The organism is Micromonospora sp. WMMB235 (assembly GCF_001855515.1).
Lineage (GTDB): Bacteria > Actinomycetota > Actinomycetes > Mycobacteriales > Micromonosporaceae > Micromonospora > Micromonospora aurantiaca.
The window spans coordinates 5,647,189-5,661,841 of sequence record NZ_MDRX01000001.1; the positions used below are offsets into that span (position 1 = coordinate 5,647,189).

The following is a 14,653-nucleotide window of genomic DNA, read 5'->3' on the forward strand; positions in this document are numbered from 1 at the left end:
CTCAGCCTGAACGGCCGTCCGGCGCGGCTTCGCGGGCGGCCCGCAGCCGGGCCGCCACCCGGGGATGCTCGGTGAGCGCCCGTTGCAGCGTGCCGAGCACCTCGTCCAGCAGCGCCCGGCCGCCCCGGGAGGTCAGCGCCTCCTCCTGCCACCCGACGAAGTCGCGCAGCAGCCGGTCGTCGTCCACCCGCACGGCCGCGATCAGCGCGTCCACCAGGTGCGCGATGCCGGCGGCGACCTCCTCGGCGCTCTCCTGCGGCGGGTCCACCGCGGCGAGCGCGAGCCCGACCAGCTCACGCCGCCGGTGCAGTACCGCCACGTACGCGTCGTCGGGCGGGGGCGGCGGCGACCCGGTGTGCGCGGCCGACAACGGCCGTTCCAGCAGCGCCACCGCGTCCCGGGCGCTGGCGCCCCAGCCCGCCGCGCCGATCGCGGTGGCCCACCGGCCGTCCGGGCCGAAGCCGGGACCACCGGCGAGCACCGGCACACCGGCCGCGCGGCTGGCCTCCACCATCCGCGCCGCCCGGACCAGCCGGTTCGGCTGCACGCAGCTCAGCAGCACCGCGTCCGGGCCGGTCTGGTGCAGGTAGGAGACCAGATGCCGGGCCGGCACGCTGGCGCCGAGGAACGTCACCCGCCAGCCGGCCGCCCGGACCACCTCGGTGACGATGCGGGCGGCCAGCGCGTGCCACTCGCCCTCCACGCAGGCCATCACCACGTGCCCGCGTCGCGGCGGGCCGACCGTCGCGCCCAGCGCGTCCACCACCTGCTCGCTGACGTGAGTGGCGGCGTGCTCCTGGGCGACGCTCCACGAGCCGGTGAGCCAGCGCCGGCCGACCTCCCGCTGCGCCACCGCGACCAGGTCGACCAGGACGTCCGCGACCGAGAAGCCGTCCGCCAGCAGGCCGCGCGCCAGCGCCACAGCGCCGGACCGGTCGGCGGCGTCCAGGTGGTCGAGGTACGCGGCGAGCGTCTCCGGCCCGATCCGGCGCCCGGCCGCGGGGGTGGGGCGGTCAGGCGGCGGTGGTGTCACCCGGCCGCCACGGCGAGCATGGCGATGTCGTCGTGGGGTTGCCCGTCCAGCCACTCGTCGACGAGCTGGAGCACCCGGTCCACGAGCGCGGCGGGCGGAAGCCCGGTGCCGGTGGCGAGCGCCTGACGCAACCGGGCGTCGCCGAACATGGCCGGCTCGGTCGGGCCGCCCCTGGCCTCGGTCACCCCGTCGGTGTACGCCAGCAGCAGGTCACCCGGGGCCAGCCGGACCTCGGCGTCGGCGAACCGGGCGTCGGTGAGCGCGCCCACCGGCATGCCGCCCACCCGGATCGTCTCGACGCCGCCGCCGGCACGGACGACGAGCGGAGCGGGGTGCCCGCCACCCGCCATCCGGATCAGCAGCCCGCCGTCCGGCTCACGGCGCAGCGCGCCGAGCAGGAGCGTGGTGAACTGGGCCCGGCGGGCCGCGTCGGGAGCGTCCAGCAGCGCCCGGTTGAGCAGCTCCAGCAGTTCCCGGGGACGCTGCTCGACCAGGCGCAGGGTCTGCAGTGACTGGCGGACCCGGCCGGTCAGCACGGCCGCACCGACGCCCTTGCCGCAGACGTCGCCGAGCGCGAACAGGCCGCCGTCGCCGGTGGGGAACAGGTCGTAGAAGTCGCCGCCGATGCGCAGGCTGTCCCCGGCGGCGCGGTAACCGCCGGCGAGCGTCATCCCGGGCAGGCGGGGCAGCGCCGGCGGGAGCAGGCTGTTCTGGAGCACCCGGGCCAGGTGCGCCTGCTCGCCGTACAGCTCGGCTGCGGCCAGCGCGGCGCCGGCCCGGCCGGCGAACTCCCGGGCCAGGCCGATCTCCCGCTTGTCGAAACCGGGCCGCTCCCGGCGGCGGGCCAGCACCAGCGCGCCGGCCGGGCCGCCCGCGCTGGGCATCGGGCTGATCAACACGGTGCCCGGGCGGCCGAACCCGGCGGGCAGCACCTCGGCCAGGTCGGCCAGCTCGGCGTCCAGCCAGGGACTCGGTTCGGTGAGGTCGCCTTCGAGCGCCTCGACCAGGCCGGGGACGGACTCCACCGTGTGCCAGCCGGCCTGGCCGGTGACCGGGCCGGGATCGCCGGTGGCGTACCGGATCCAGTGCGGCTGGTCCTCGGCGGGCGGAGGCGGGCGGTGCACCACGACTGCCGCGTCGGCCAGGTAGGGCACCGGCAGCGTCACGGCGGTACGCAGCGTCTGCTCGCGGTGCAGGGACAGCCCGAGCCGGCTGCCCGCCTCGGCGAGGAACGCGGTGCGCGACCGTTCGGCCAGCAGCGCGTCGGTGCGCGCGTGTTCCTCGGTGACGTCCCGGACGTACCAGGCGCTGCGGTCGTCGGCAAGGGGACGCCGCAGGCCGCGCAGCCGCCGGCCGTGGTGTTCGGTCTCGAACGCGTCCGATCCGGCGGCGGCCGCGTCGGCCAGCGCCGGTACCCGGCACGCGGCCAGGTCGACGCCGGGCGCCACCTCGGGGAGCAGGTCGGCGGCCATCGCGTTGACGAGCGTCACCACGCCTGCGTGGTCGACCGTCACGACGGCCTCGGCGAGCCCGTCCAGCAGCTCCCGGGCCAGACGGTCGTCAGCCGGTAGCGCGGCCTCGGCAACCCGCCGGGGCCGTCTCCGCGAGGCGTGTCCACCGCCGCTGACCGGCCCCGCGACACCGCCCCGGCGCGCGGCGGTCACCTCCGGTGGCCGGGCGCTTCGGTCGGTCGACCCCTGCGCATGCTGTCGGTGCACCCCTCGCTCGGCGGACTTGTTGCCCGGCGGCAAGCGTACCGAGCGCAGGCACGGAATGCCCGTCGAGGATCATCCCGGCTCAGGTGGTCCGGGCCAGCCAGCCCACCGGCCGGTCGACGATCCGGCGGACCACCGACCCGGCGCCGCCGACCGCCGCGGACTGCGCGCCGAGCACGGCCGGCCGCACAGTGACCGGCGCCCACCCGGCGGTGAGCACCCGGCGGGAGACCTCCGCCTCCACAGTCGGCCGCAGCCAGGGCGCGAGCCGGGCGTATCCGCCCCCGAGCACCACCGTGTCCAGGTCCAGCAGGTTCACCACGCCCGCCACCGCCACCCCGAGGGCGGTGCCGGCGTCGGTCAGGGCGGTCAGCGTGGCCGGGTCACCGGCCTCGGCCAGGTCGGCGAGCCGGGTGGCGGCGGTGTCAGCCGGCAGTTCCGCGCCGGGCAGCCCGGCGGCGGCCAGGATCGCCTCCTGGCCCGCGTACCGCTCCAGGCAGCCCTGGCCGCCGCAGCGGCACGGCCGCCCCTGCGGCTGCACCGGGAAGTGACCGATCTCTCCGCTCCAGCCGCGCGCGCCCCGGTAGAGCGCGCCGTCGAGCACGATCCCGGCGCCGATGCCGATCTCACCGGTGACGTGCAGGAAGCTGCGCGGGCCGGGCGGGCCGGCGTACAGCTCGCCGAGCGCGGCCAGGTTCGCCTCGTTGTCGACCACCAGCGGCGGCACCCCGTCGACCGGCTCGGCCAGCGGGTGCCCGGCCAGCAGCGCCGGCACGTCCACGTCCCGCCAGCCCAGGTTCGGCGCGAGCCGGACCAGGCCGCCGTCGCCCACCAGGCCCGGCACGGCGAGCGCCGCGCCGGCCAGGGTCAGCCCGTCGCGTACGGCGGCAGCGCGCGCCTCGGCGGCGAGCGCGGCGAGCCGGGCGAGCGCGTCGGCGGGGGAGACCGGGCGCAGGTCGGCGCGGCGGACCAGGTGGTGCCGGACCGTGCCGGTCAGGTCGACGACGCAGGCCGCCAGGTAGTCGACGTTCACCTCCAGGCCGAGCCCGGCCGGGCCGTCGGAGGCGAGCACCAGGCCCCGGGCGGGACGGCCCGCACCGGTACGCGGCTCCGGCTCCGCCTCGGCGACCAGCCGGCCGGCGATCAGGTCGTCCACGACGGCGGAGACGGTGGCCCGGGTCAGGCCGGTGTCGGCGGCGATCCCGGCGCGCGAGGGCGGCCGGTCGGCGGCGGCGATCCGCCGCAGCACCACTGCGAGGTTCAACTCGCGCAGGCTGCCCTGCCGGACCGCCCCGGCGGTGCTGGCGCTTGTCACCTCTTGACACTGCCACATCGCCGCCATTTAATTCAACCGCTGAACAAATCGCGGACGACACCACCACCTGGAGGTCTGCCATGGCACCCCGCCCCACCCCCGCGGACAAGTTCTCCTTCGGTCTCTGGACGGTGGGCTGGCCGGCCCGTGACCCGTTCGGTGACGCCACCCGGCCCGAGCTGGACGCCGTCGAGGCGGTGCACCGGCTCGCCGAGCTGGGCGCGTACGGCATCACCTTCCACGACGACGACCTGGTCCCGTTCGGCGCGGACGCCGCCACCCGCGACGCCCGGCTGAGCCGCTTCCGCAAGGCCCTCGACGAGACCGGCCTGGTCGTGCCGATGGTCACCACCAACCTGTTCAACCACCCGGTGTTCAAGGACGGCGGCTTCACCAGCAACGACCGCGACGTGCGCCGGTACGCGCTGCGCAAGGTGCTGCGCAACATCGACCTGGCCGCCGAGATGGGCGCGAAGACGTTCGTCATGTGGGGCGGCCGGGAGGGCGCCGAGTACGACGTGGCGAAGGACGTCCAGGCCGCGCTGGACCGCTACCGCGAAGCCGTCGACCTGCTCTGCGAGTACGTCGTCGACAACGGCTACGACCTGCGCTTCGCCCTGGAGCCCAAGCCGAACGAGCCGCGCGGCGACATCCTGCTGCCCACGGTCGGCCACGCGCTCGGCTTCATCTCCACGCTGGCCCGCCCGGAGATGGTCGGGCTCAACCCGGAGGTCGGGCACGAGCAGATGGCCGGGCTGAACTTCGCCCACGGCATCGCCCAGGCGCTCTGGCAGGGCAAGCTGTTCCACATCGACCTCAACGGCCAGCGCGGCATCAAGTACGACCAGGACCTGGTCTTCGGCCACGGCGACCTGCTCAACGCGTTCGCCCTGGTCGACCTGCTGGAGCACGGCGGCCCGAACGGCGGCCCGGCCTACGACGGCCCGCGCCACTTCGACTACAAGCCGTCCCGCACCGAGGACATGACCGGCGTGTGGGCCTCCGCCGAGGCGAACATGCGGACGTACCTGCTGCTCAAGGAGCGGGCCGCGGCGTTCCGCGCCGACCCGGAGGTGGTCGAGGCGCTCGCCGCCGCCCGGGTGGCCGAGCTGGCCACCCCGACGCTCAACCCCGGTGAGGGCTACCGCGAGCTGCTGGCCGACCGGACCGCGTTCGAGGAGTTCGACCCGGAGGCCGCCGGGGCGAAGGGCTTCGGCTTCGTCCGGCTCAACCAGCTCGCCGTCGAGCACGTGCTCGGCGCGCGCTGAGGCGGGCCGCCATGCCGCTCGTCGCGGGGGTCGACTCGTCGACCCAGTCCTGCAAGGTGGTCGTCCGGGACGCGGAGACCGGCGCGCTGGTCCGGCAGGGCCGCGCGCCGCACCCGCCCGGCACCGAGGTCGACCCGTACGCCTGGTGGGAGGCCCTGCGGGCGGCGGTCGCCGAGGCCGGTGGCCTGGGCGACGTGGCCGCCGTCTCGGTCGGCGGCCAGCAGCACGGCATGGTCTGCCTGGACACCTCCGGTGAGGTGGTCCGCCCGGCGCTGCTGTGGAACGACACCCGCTCCGCCGACGCGGCCCGGGAACTGGTCGAGGAGGCCGGCGGCGGGGAGACCGGCCGCCGGTTCTGGGCCGAGGCGACCGGCGCGGTGCCGGTGGCCAGCTTCACCGCGACGAAGCTGCGCTGGCTGGCCCGGCACGAGCCGGACAACGCCGACCGGGTCGCCGCCGTCTGCCTGCCGCACGACTGGCTCACCTGGCGGCTCGCAGGCGCGCCCGGGCTGGACGCGCTGCGTACCGACCGGGGCGACGCCAGCGGCACCGGCTACTGGTCGCCGCGTACCGGCGAGTACCGGCTGGACCTGCTGGAGCGGGCCTTCGGCCGGCGCCCGAAGGTGCCGGTCGTGCTCGGCCCCGCCGAGGTGGCCGGGCATCTCGACCCGGCGGTGCTCGGCGGTGGTTCGGCGTCCGGCGCGGCCGGTCCGTCCGGAGGCCCGGTGCTCCTCGGGCCGGGGACCGGGGACAACGCCGCCGCGGCGCTCGGCGCCGGGGCCGGTCCGGGCGACGTGGTCGTCTCGATCGGCACCTCCGGCACCGTCTTCGCGGTGGCGGACACGCCGGCCGCCGACTCCACCGGCGCGGTGGCCGGGTTCGCCGACGCCACCGGCCGGTACCTGCCGCTCGTGTGCACGCTCAACGCCGCCCGGGTGCTGGACGCCGCCGCGACGCTGCTCGGCGTCGACCTCGACCGGCTCGGCGAGCTGGCCCTGTCCGCCCCGCCCGGCGCGGACGGGCTGGTGCTCGTGCCGTACCTGGAAGGGGAGCGGACGCCGGACCGGCCGCACGCCACCGGCGAGCTGAAGGGCCTGACGCTGCGCACCTCGACCCCGGCGCACCTGGCCCGGGCGGCGGTGGAGGGCATGCTCTGCGGGCTGGCCGACGGCCTGGACGCGCTCATCGCACAGGGTGCCCGCGCCGACCGGATCATCCTGGTCGGCGGCGGCGCCCGGTCCGAGGCGGTGCGCCGGATCGCGCCGCAGGTCTTCGGCCGCCCGGTGGTGGTGCCGCCGCCGGGCGAGTACGTGGCCGACGGCGCGGCCCGGCAGGCCGCCTGGGTGGCGCTCGGCGGCGAGACCCCGCCCGCCTGGTCGATCGGCGACACCGAGGAGTACACCGGCGAGGCGGTGCCCGCCATCCGCGAGCGCTACGCCCACGCCCGGGGGTAAGGAAGGGCCCCTTCTTAACGCCTGCGGTAGAGGAGGGGCCCCTTCTTAACACGCGCGCCGGCCGGGGGCGGTGTCCCGGATCCGGCCCGCACCTGATTGGCTGCCCTGCATGAAGGGCACGAGGATCTCCCGGCGCGGGAACACGGCACACCGGTTCTACAGCGTCGTGGTCTTCGTGGTGCTCGCCTCGCTGGACAACGTGGCGATCGGCCTGGTGCCTCCGCTGTACGGGCCGATCTCCACCGCCCTCGACGTACCCCAGCGGATGCTCGGCCTGGTCACCGCCGTCAGCTTCCTGGTCAGCGCGGTGGCGGCGGTGGCCTGGGCCTACGTGGGGGACCGCACCAACCGCAAGCCGCTGCTCATGGTCGGCACGCTGCTCTGGGCGGCCGGCACCGGGGGCAGCGCGCTCGCCGAAGGGTACGCGACGTTCCTGGTCGCGCAGTTCGTCGGCGCGGTCGGGCTCGGCGCGGTGGGCTCGGTCGGTTTCTCGGTGGTCACGGACCTGATCTCGCCGCGCCGCCGGGGCCTGGTGATGAGCTTCTGGGGGCTGTCCCAGGGCGTCGGCACGCTGGCCGGGACGCTGCTCGGCGGCGTGCTCGGCGCGACCGACTGGCGGCGGCCGTTCCTGCTGCTGACCGGCGTGGGCCTGGCCGCCACAGTGGCGTACCTGTTCACCTACGATATCCGGCGCGGGCAGAGCGAACCGGAGCTGGCCGGGGCGATCGACGCCGGGAACGAGTACGACTACCGGATCAGCCGTGCCGACCTGCCCCGGATCCTGGCCCGCCGGACCAACCGCTGGTTGATCATGCAGGGGCTGACCGCCCAGGCCGCGTTCGGCTCGCTGGTATGGCTGCCGGTGCTGTTCAGCCAGCGGGCCGAGGCGCAGGGCTACTCACCGGCCACGGCCGTGGTGGTGGGCAGCGTCTTCGCCACCCTGTTCCAGCTCGGCGGTGTGCTGTCCATCGTGGGCGGTCTGGTGGGCGACGCGCTGCAACGGCGTACGCCCAGCGGCCGGGCCATGGTCGCGGCCGTCGGCATCCTCGCGGCGCTGCCGTTCTACCTGGTCCTGTTCTTCGTGCCGATCCGCATCGACGTGCCCGACGGCGCCGGTTCCGGCGCGGTGGTGACAGCCGTGCTGTCCAGCGTGCTGACCGAGCCGTCGGTGGGGCTGAGCCTGCTCACCGCCGTGGTGGCGCTGGCGCTGACGTCGGCGAACTCGCCGAACTGGTTCGCCCTGATCGCCGACGTCAACCCGCCCGAGCACCGGGGCACCGTCTACAGCCTGGGCAACCTGGTCAACGGCGTGGGCCGGGCGGCGGGCAACGGGCTGGTCGGCGTGGCGTTCGCAGGGCTGCGGGCGGCCTTCCCGCCGCCGCTGAACTACGCGGTCGGGCTGGCCGCGTTCCAGCTCTTCTTCATCCCGACCGGGATCATGTACTGGCTGGCCGCGCGTACGTCGCCGCGGGACATCGCGCAGGTGCACGACCTGCTGCACGCCCGCGCCGAGCGCCTGGAGGAAGGAGGGGCCCCTTCTTAACGGTGAGTGTTAAGAAGGGGCCCCTGCTCTACCGGAGGCGTTAAGAAGGGGCCCTTCCTTACACCCGGAACCAGACCGTGACGTCGGTGGGGACCGCGGCGGTGTCCAGCGGCGCGCTCGACACCAGCACCTGCGCGCCGGCCGGCAACGGCGCCGGGTCGGCACCGAAGTTGGTCAGCACGGTGAGGTCGCCGTTGGTGAACGTGAGCACCTCGTCGCCGGAGGTCAGGAACCGCAGCGGGCCCCGGGCCAGCGCGTGCTCGCGGCGCAGCCGCAGCGCGGTCCGGTACAGCTCGTACGTCGAGCCGGGCACGCCGCGGTGCCGGTCCAGCGCGTACTCGGCCCACACCGGCGGCTGGGGCAGCCAGCTTGCGTCGGTCGGCCCGAAGCCGTACGACGGGGCGTCGGCCTCCCACGGGATCGGCACCCGGCAGCCGTCCCGGCCGCGCTCGGTGTGCCCGCTGCGCTTCCAGGTCGGGTCCTGGCGGGCCTCGTCGGGCAGCGTGGTGTGCTCCGGCAGCCCCAGTTCCTCACCCTGGTAGAGGTAGGCGGAGCCGGGCAGCGCGAGCATCAGCAGGCTGGCCGCCCGGGCCCGGCGCAGGCCCAGCGCGGCGTCCGGCTGCGGGTCGTCCACGCCGACGCCGTTGGCCCGGCCGCCGGCGGTGCCGAGCCCGAGCCGGGAGGCGTGCCGGACCACGTCGTGGTTGGACAGCACCCAGGTGGTGGGCGCGCCGACGGAGTCGGTGGCCTCCAGCGAGCGGGTGATCACCGCGTACTGGGCCGGCGCGGTCCACGCGGCCAGCAGGTACTCGAAGTTGAAGGCCTGGTGCATCTCGTCGGGGCGCACGTACCGGGCCAGGCGTTCGGCCGGCTCCACCCACGCCTCGGCGACCAGGATCCGCTCACCGGGGTACGAGTCGAGCACCCGCCGCCACTCCCGGTAGATCTCGTGCACGCCGTCCTGGTCCCACATCGGCGGGCGCGGCTTGTCCACCTCGCTGCCGGAGAGGATCTCCTGCGGCTCCTGCCAGTCGGCCAGGTCCGCCTGCTTGATCAGGCCGTGCGCCACGTCCACCCGGAAGCCGTCCACGCCCCGGTCCAGCCAGAAGCGCAGCACGTCGAGGAACTCCTCGCGCACCTCCGGGTTGTCCCAGTTGAGGTCGGGCTGGCCGGAGTCGAACAGGTGCAGGTACCACTGCCCGTCCGGCAGCCGGGTCCAGGCGGGGCCGCCGAACACGCTCACCCAGTCGTTCGGCGCCTCGGCGCCGTCCGGGCCCCTGCCGTCGCGGATGACGTAGCGCTGCCGTTCCGGGCTGCCCGGCGCGGCGGCGACTGCCGCTTCGAACCAGCGGTGCGCGGACGACGTGTGGTTGGGCACCAGGTCGACGATCACCCGCAGCCCGCGGGCCTTCGCCTCGGCGATCAGCTTGTCGGCGTCGGCGAGCGTGCCGAACAGCGGGTCGACGTCGCGGTAGTCGGACACGTCGTACCCGGCGTCGGCCTGCGGGGACGGGTAGAACGGGGACAGCCAGAGCGCGTCGACTCCCAGCTCGGCGAGGTGGTCGAGCCGGGACGTGATGCCCGGCAGGTCGCCGATCCCGTCGCCGTCGGAGTCGGCGAACGAGCGCGGGTAGACCTGGTAGATGACCGCCTCGGTCCACCAGCCGGTGCCCGGGGCCTGCTGCGTCGCGTCGGTGTTCAGCGCCTTACTCCTGTCTGGGTGGTGCGGGACGAGCGAGTTCTTCAGTGTGCCCGGGGCGGCGCTGTCGATTCGCGCACCACCAGGCGAGTGGGCAGGATCACCGGGGGCGGTGTCCCGTCGTCGGTGTCGGCACCGCGAGGCGCGGGCACCAGGCCCGGGTACGGCTCGGCGGCTCGTACGCCGAGCGGGTCGAGCAGGATGCGGGCGGCGAGCAGCCCCTGCTCGGCGGCCGGCTGGGCGATCGTCGAGAGCCCGAGCACGCCGGCCAGGTCGTGGTCGTCGATGCCCATCACGCTGACGTCCTCCGGCACCCGCAGCCCGGCGTCGCGCAGCGCGGTGATCGCGCCCATCGCCATCTCGTCGCAGGCGGCGAAGATGGCCGTCGGTGGCTCGCCCCGGGCCAGCAGCTCGGTGGTGGCCCGGGTGCCCCCGTCGATGGTGAAGCGCGACTCGACGTCGAGGCTCGGGTCGGGCCGCAGCCCGGCGGCCCGCAACGCCTCCTGGTAGCCGCGCCGCCGGTCCAGGTGGGTGGTGAAGGCCAGTTCGTCGTCCGGGTCGCCGGAGATGTGCGCGATCCGGGTGTGGCCGAGGTCGAGCAGGTGGCGGGTGGCGGTCCGGGCAGCGGCCACGTCGTCGATCCGGACGCAGGGCCACCCGGGCACCTCGCTGCCGGAGCTGATCGTCACGCCCGGCAGGTCCAGCTTCGTCAGCGCGTGCACGTCGGCCGCGCGCAGCGGGGTCGCGACCAGGATGATCGCGTCCACCCGCTTGTGCAGGCTCGCCGTGCGCAGCACCCGCTGCCGGGTCTGCTCCCGGCCGCCGAGGTTGTAGAGCAGCAGGTCGTAGCCGCTGTCCTGGAGGAATTCCTCGACCGCCTCCACCACGGTGCCGAAGAACCATCTGGTGATCCGGGGCACCACCACCGCCACGGTGCCGGTCCGGCCGCCGGCCAGGCGGCTCGCGCTGGGCGACACCGCGTACTGGAGCTGTTCGGCGGCGGCGAGCACCCGGCGGCGGGTCGCGGCCGAGACCGTCGGCAGGCCCCGCAGCGCCCGGGAGACGGTGGCCGTGGAGACCCCGGCCAGACGGGCGACGTCGTCAATCCTGGTCATCGTGAGCTCCCCGCTGTGACCCGGACCCCGCCGCCGGCCGTGCCGGCGGCGGGGCGCCGGATCAACCCTTGACGCTGCCGGCGAGCAGACCTCGCACGAAGAAGCGCTGGAGGGACAGGAACACGATCAGCGGTACGACGATCGACACGAACGCGCCGGCCGTCAGCCGCTGCCACTCGTTGCCGCGGGTGCCGGCCAGCTCCGCGAGCCGGACTGTCATCGGGGCGGTCTCGTCGCCGCCGCCGGCGAAGATCAGCGCGACCAGCAGGTCGTTCCAGACCCAGAGGAACTGGAAGATGCCGAACGCCGCCAGCGCGGGCGTGATCAGCGGCAGCACGATGGTGCGGAAGATCTTCGGGTGGGTGGCCCCGTCGACCCGGGCCGCCTCCATCAGGTCGCCGGGGAGCTGCGAGATGAAGTTGTGCAGCAGGAACACGGCGAACGGAAGCGCGAAGCAGGTGTGCGCGAACCACACCTGGGCGAACTTCTGCTCGTCGACCAGGTCCCACGCGGGGAGGATCTGCACCCCGGCGATGGTGACGCCGGTGGAGAAGAACCGCAGCAGCGGCACAAGGGCCATCTGCAACGGCACGATCTGCAGCGCGAAGATCCCGATGTAGACCCAGTCCCGCCCCTTGAAGTTCATCCACGCCAGCGCGTACGCGGCGAGCGACGCGAAGGCCAGCGGGAAGAGCACCGAGGGGATGGTGATCGCCAGCGAGTTGATGAAGTAGCTGGCCAGCTGCCCGGACGAGCCGCGGCTGAACAGCACCTCCTGGTAGTTCTCCAGCGTGATCTGCGGGTTGCTGAAGAACGTCCACCACCCGGTGGTCTTGATCTCGTTCTCCGGCCGGATCGAGGAGATGAACAGGCCGAAGGTCGGGATCGTCCAGAGCACCGCGATCACGATCGACACGAGCGTGGCGGTACGGCTGTTCAGGCGCTTGCGCACCCGGGCGCCCCGGGTGGTCGGCTCGGTGGCCTGGGCGCCGACTCCGACGGTGGGCGTGGCGGTGGTCATCTCAGCCCTCCCGCTGCTTGCGCAGGTTGCGGATCTGGTAGATCACGATCGGGATCACCAGGACGAACAGGAACACCGCCAGCGCCGAGCCCTGACCGTTCTCCTGGTAGCGGAACGCCTGGTTGTACATCTCGGTCGCGATCACGTTCGTGTCGTAGTTGCCGTTCGTGGCGGTCCGGACGATGTCGAAGACCTTGAGCGTCGCGATGGACAGCGTCACCACCACGACGATCAGCGCCGGCCGGATGCTCGGCATGGTGATCCGCCAGAACATCTGCCACGGGGTGGTGCCGTCCAGCCGGGCCGCCTCGACGATGTCGGCCGGGATGGCCTTGATCGCGGCGGAGAGCACCACCATCGCGAAACCGGCCTGGATCCACACCATGATCACGATGAGCAGGAACGTGTTCAGCGGCGAGTCCAGCAGCCACTGCTTCGGCTCGCCGCCCAGGCTCACCACGATCTGGTTGAGCAGGCCGATCTGGTCGCCCTCGCCCCGGTAGGCGTAGACGAACTTCCAGATGATGGAGGCGCCGACGAACGAGATCGCCATCGGCAGGAAGATCAGGGACTTGGCCACGGCCTCGAACCGGGCCTTGTCCACCAGGACCGCGTAGATCAGGCCGAACCCGGTGGCCACCAGCGGCACCAGGAGCACCCAGATCAGCGTGTTGATCAGGACCCGGACGATCGAGTCCTCGGCGAACATCCAGCGGTAGTTGTCCAGGCCCACCCAGTTGTTGCTGCCGGAGTCCATGAAGGAGAGCAGCGTGGTGCGGATGGCGGGGACCACCAGCCCGACGGCGAGAAGCAGCAGCGTCGGCAACAGGAAGAAGAACGCGAACGTGCCCTCGCGCTGCTTGCGCCGGCGGGGCAGCGGCGCGCCGCTCGCGGAGGCCGCGACCAGCTGCGCCTCCCGGCGCCGGGCGAAGAACGACGGCACCACGTCGAGAAGCAGGAGCAGCCCGCCCACCACCGCGACGAAGGCGATCAGCCCGTACATGAGCATGAGGAACTTCGGCTGCTCCGCCGCGAAGTCGAACTCCATCGACCCTCCCTCAAGGGTTCGGCTAGCAGAGGTGGCCCGGTCCGCGTCCGCGGACCGGGCCACCTGCTAGATCACTTCCAGCTGCCCTCGATGTCGTTCAGGACGGCGGTGGTGTCCTTGCCGTTGATCCAGGCCACCATGCCCTTCCAGAAGGTGCCGGCGCCGACCGCGGCCGGCATCAGGTCCGAGCCGTCGAAGCGGAAGACCGTCTTCTCGTCCTGGAGGATGCCCACGGAGAGCTTGTCCACCGGGTTCGGGACGTTGTTCAGGTCCAGCTTCTTGTTCGCGGAGACCCAGTCACCGATCTTGGCGCGGCTGTTGGCGTACTCGCCGGAGGCCAGGTAGGTCTGCACCGCCTGGACCTCGGGACGGTCGGCGAAGGCCGCGACGAACTCGCCGCCGCCCAGCACCGGCTTGCCCTTCGACGGGTCGATGGCCGGGAAGTAGAACGCGAAGACGTCGCCGTCCTCGGCCACCTTGGTGCCCTCGGGCCACTGGTTGGCGTAGAAGGACGCCTGGCGGTGCAGCGCGCACTTGCCGGCGGTGATGGGCGTGCCGCCCTCCTGGAAGGAGGTGGTGGCGATGCTCTTCACGCCGCCGAAGCCGCCGTTGACGTACTTCTCGTTCTTCAGGATGCTGCCGGCCCGGTTGAGGGCGTCAGCCACCTGCGGGTCGTTGAACGGGATCTCGTGGGTGGTCCACTTGTCGTAGACGTCCGGGCCGCCGGTACGCAGCAGGACGTCCTCGATCCAGTCGGTGGCCGGCCAGCCGGTGGCGTCACCGGACTCGATGCCGGCGCACCACGGCTTGGTGCCGCTGGCCGCGATCTGGTCGGAGAGCTTGATCATGTCGTCCCACGTGGTGGGGACCGTCCAGCCCTTCTCCTTGAAGGTCTTCGGCGAGTACCACACGAAGGACTTCACGTTCGAGCCGAGCGGGGCGCCGTAGAGCTGGCCGTTGACGGTGCTGTACTTCAGCCAGTCGGCGGAGTAGTTCTGCTCGGCCATCGCCTTGGTGTCGGCGCCGACCGGCTTGAGCTTGCCCGAGTCGACGAACCGCTTCAGCAGACCCGGCTGCGGGATGAAGGCGAGGTCGGGGGCGTTGCCGCCGTCCACCCGCACCGGCAGCTGCGCCTCGAACTCGCCGGAGCCCTCGTGGTCGATCTCGATGCCGGTGCAGTCCTCGAACTCCTTCCAGGACTGCTGGAGGCGCTCGTCCTCGATGTCACGGATCGAGGAGTAGATGGTCACCTTCTTGCCGTCGTGACCGTCGTACTTCTCATATGCGCCGCACTCGGCCGAGCCCGCGTTGCTGCTCTTCTTGTCGTTGCCGGTGCCGCAGGCGGCGACGCCGAGCGCCAGCCCCAGGACGCCGGCGACCGCGAGCGCCTGGCGCGATCTGGCAAACGCCATGCCGATCTCCTTCCTTGCCGGCGCGTGGGG

General features: G+C 73.5%; 11 protein-coding genes. 3 read left to right on the top strand and 8 right to left on the bottom strand.

All coding sequences use genetic code 11. The annotated features are described in order from the left end of the window. Window position 1: 1 nt before the first annotated feature. The 3 genes from BFV98_RS25075 to BFV98_RS25085 form a co-directional block, all read right to left on the bottom strand. Window positions 2–1,033 (bottom strand): B12-binding domain-containing protein, encoded by a 1,032-nt coding sequence (locus BFV98_RS25075; protein ID WP_071097972.1) that lies wholly within the window; start codon window positions 1,031–1,033, stop codon window positions 2–4. Then, window positions 1,030–2,547: a PP2C family protein-serine/threonine phosphatase gene (locus tag BFV98_RS25080; protein WP_071098987.1), complete on the bottom strand. Its 1,518-nt coding sequence runs from the start codon at window positions 2,545–2,547 to the stop codon at window positions 1,030–1,032. The genes BFV98_RS25075 and BFV98_RS25080 overlap by 4 nt, the downstream gene beginning before the upstream one ends. 283 nt (window positions 2,548–2,830) lie before the next feature. Further along, window positions 2,831–4,090 carry an ROK family protein gene (locus BFV98_RS25085; RefSeq protein WP_013288171.1) on the bottom strand — a complete coding sequence of 420 codons (1,260 nt, stop codon included), beginning with the start codon at window positions 4,088–4,090 and terminating at the stop codon, window positions 2,831–2,833. Window positions 4,091–4,143: 53 nt separating this feature from the next. Here BFV98_RS25085 and xylA point away from each other — a divergent pair, with 53 nt between their 5' ends. From xylA to BFV98_RS25100, 3 genes are all read left to right on the top strand, one after another. Then, on the top strand, window positions 4,144–5,331 hold the full coding sequence (gene xylA / locus BFV98_RS25090; RefSeq protein ID WP_013288170.1) for a xylose isomerase: 1,188 nt from the start codon (window positions 4,144–4,146) through the stop codon (window positions 5,329–5,331). 11 nt (window positions 5,332–5,342) lie between these two features. Further along, on the top strand, window positions 5,343–6,785 hold the full coding sequence (gene xylB, locus BFV98_RS25095) for a xylulokinase (RefSeq protein ID WP_071097974.1): 1,443 nt from the start codon (window positions 5,343–5,345) through the stop codon (window positions 6,783–6,785). A gap of 109 nt (window positions 6,786–6,894) precedes the next feature. Continuing rightward, on the top strand, window positions 6,895–8,328 hold the full coding sequence (locus BFV98_RS25100; protein ID WP_071097976.1) for an MFS transporter: 1,434 nt from the start codon (window positions 6,895–6,897) through the stop codon (window positions 8,326–8,328). 58 nt (window positions 8,329–8,386) lie between these two features. On the opposite strand, the gene BFV98_RS25105 is transcribed toward BFV98_RS25100, so the two are convergent. The 5 genes from BFV98_RS25105 to BFV98_RS25125 all read right to left on the bottom strand — a co-directional run bounded on the left by BFV98_RS25105 (window position 8,387) and on the right by BFV98_RS25125 (window position 14,623). Continuing rightward, window positions 8,387–10,030, bottom strand: a complete 1,644-nt coding sequence (locus tag BFV98_RS25105; protein ID WP_071098989.1) for an alpha-amylase family glycosyl hydrolase — start codon at window positions 10,028–10,030, stop codon at window positions 8,387–8,389. A 41-nt stretch (window positions 10,031–10,071) separates the two neighbouring features. After that, window positions 10,072–11,142, bottom strand: coding sequence for a LacI family DNA-binding transcriptional regulator (locus tag BFV98_RS25110; RefSeq protein WP_013475416.1), 1,071 nt, complete (start codon window positions 11,140–11,142; stop codon window positions 10,072–10,074). Between the two features lie 61 nt (window positions 11,143–11,203). Then, entirely contained in the window at window positions 11,204–12,163 is a 960-nt protein-coding gene (locus BFV98_RS25115) for a carbohydrate ABC transporter permease (RefSeq protein ID WP_030271330.1), read from the bottom strand. A 1-nt stretch (window position 12,164) separates the two neighbouring features. Then, window positions 12,165–13,211 (bottom strand): carbohydrate ABC transporter permease, encoded by a 1,047-nt coding sequence (locus tag BFV98_RS25120; RefSeq protein WP_013288164.1) that lies wholly within the window; start codon window positions 13,209–13,211, stop codon window positions 12,165–12,167. A gap of 71 nt (window positions 13,212–13,282) precedes the next feature. Beyond that, window positions 13,283–14,623 carry an ABC transporter substrate-binding protein gene (locus tag BFV98_RS25125; protein WP_013288163.1) on the bottom strand — a complete coding sequence of 447 codons (1,341 nt, stop codon included), beginning with the start codon at window positions 14,621–14,623 and terminating at the stop codon, window positions 13,283–13,285. Window positions 14,624–14,653: the final 30 nt, after the last annotated feature.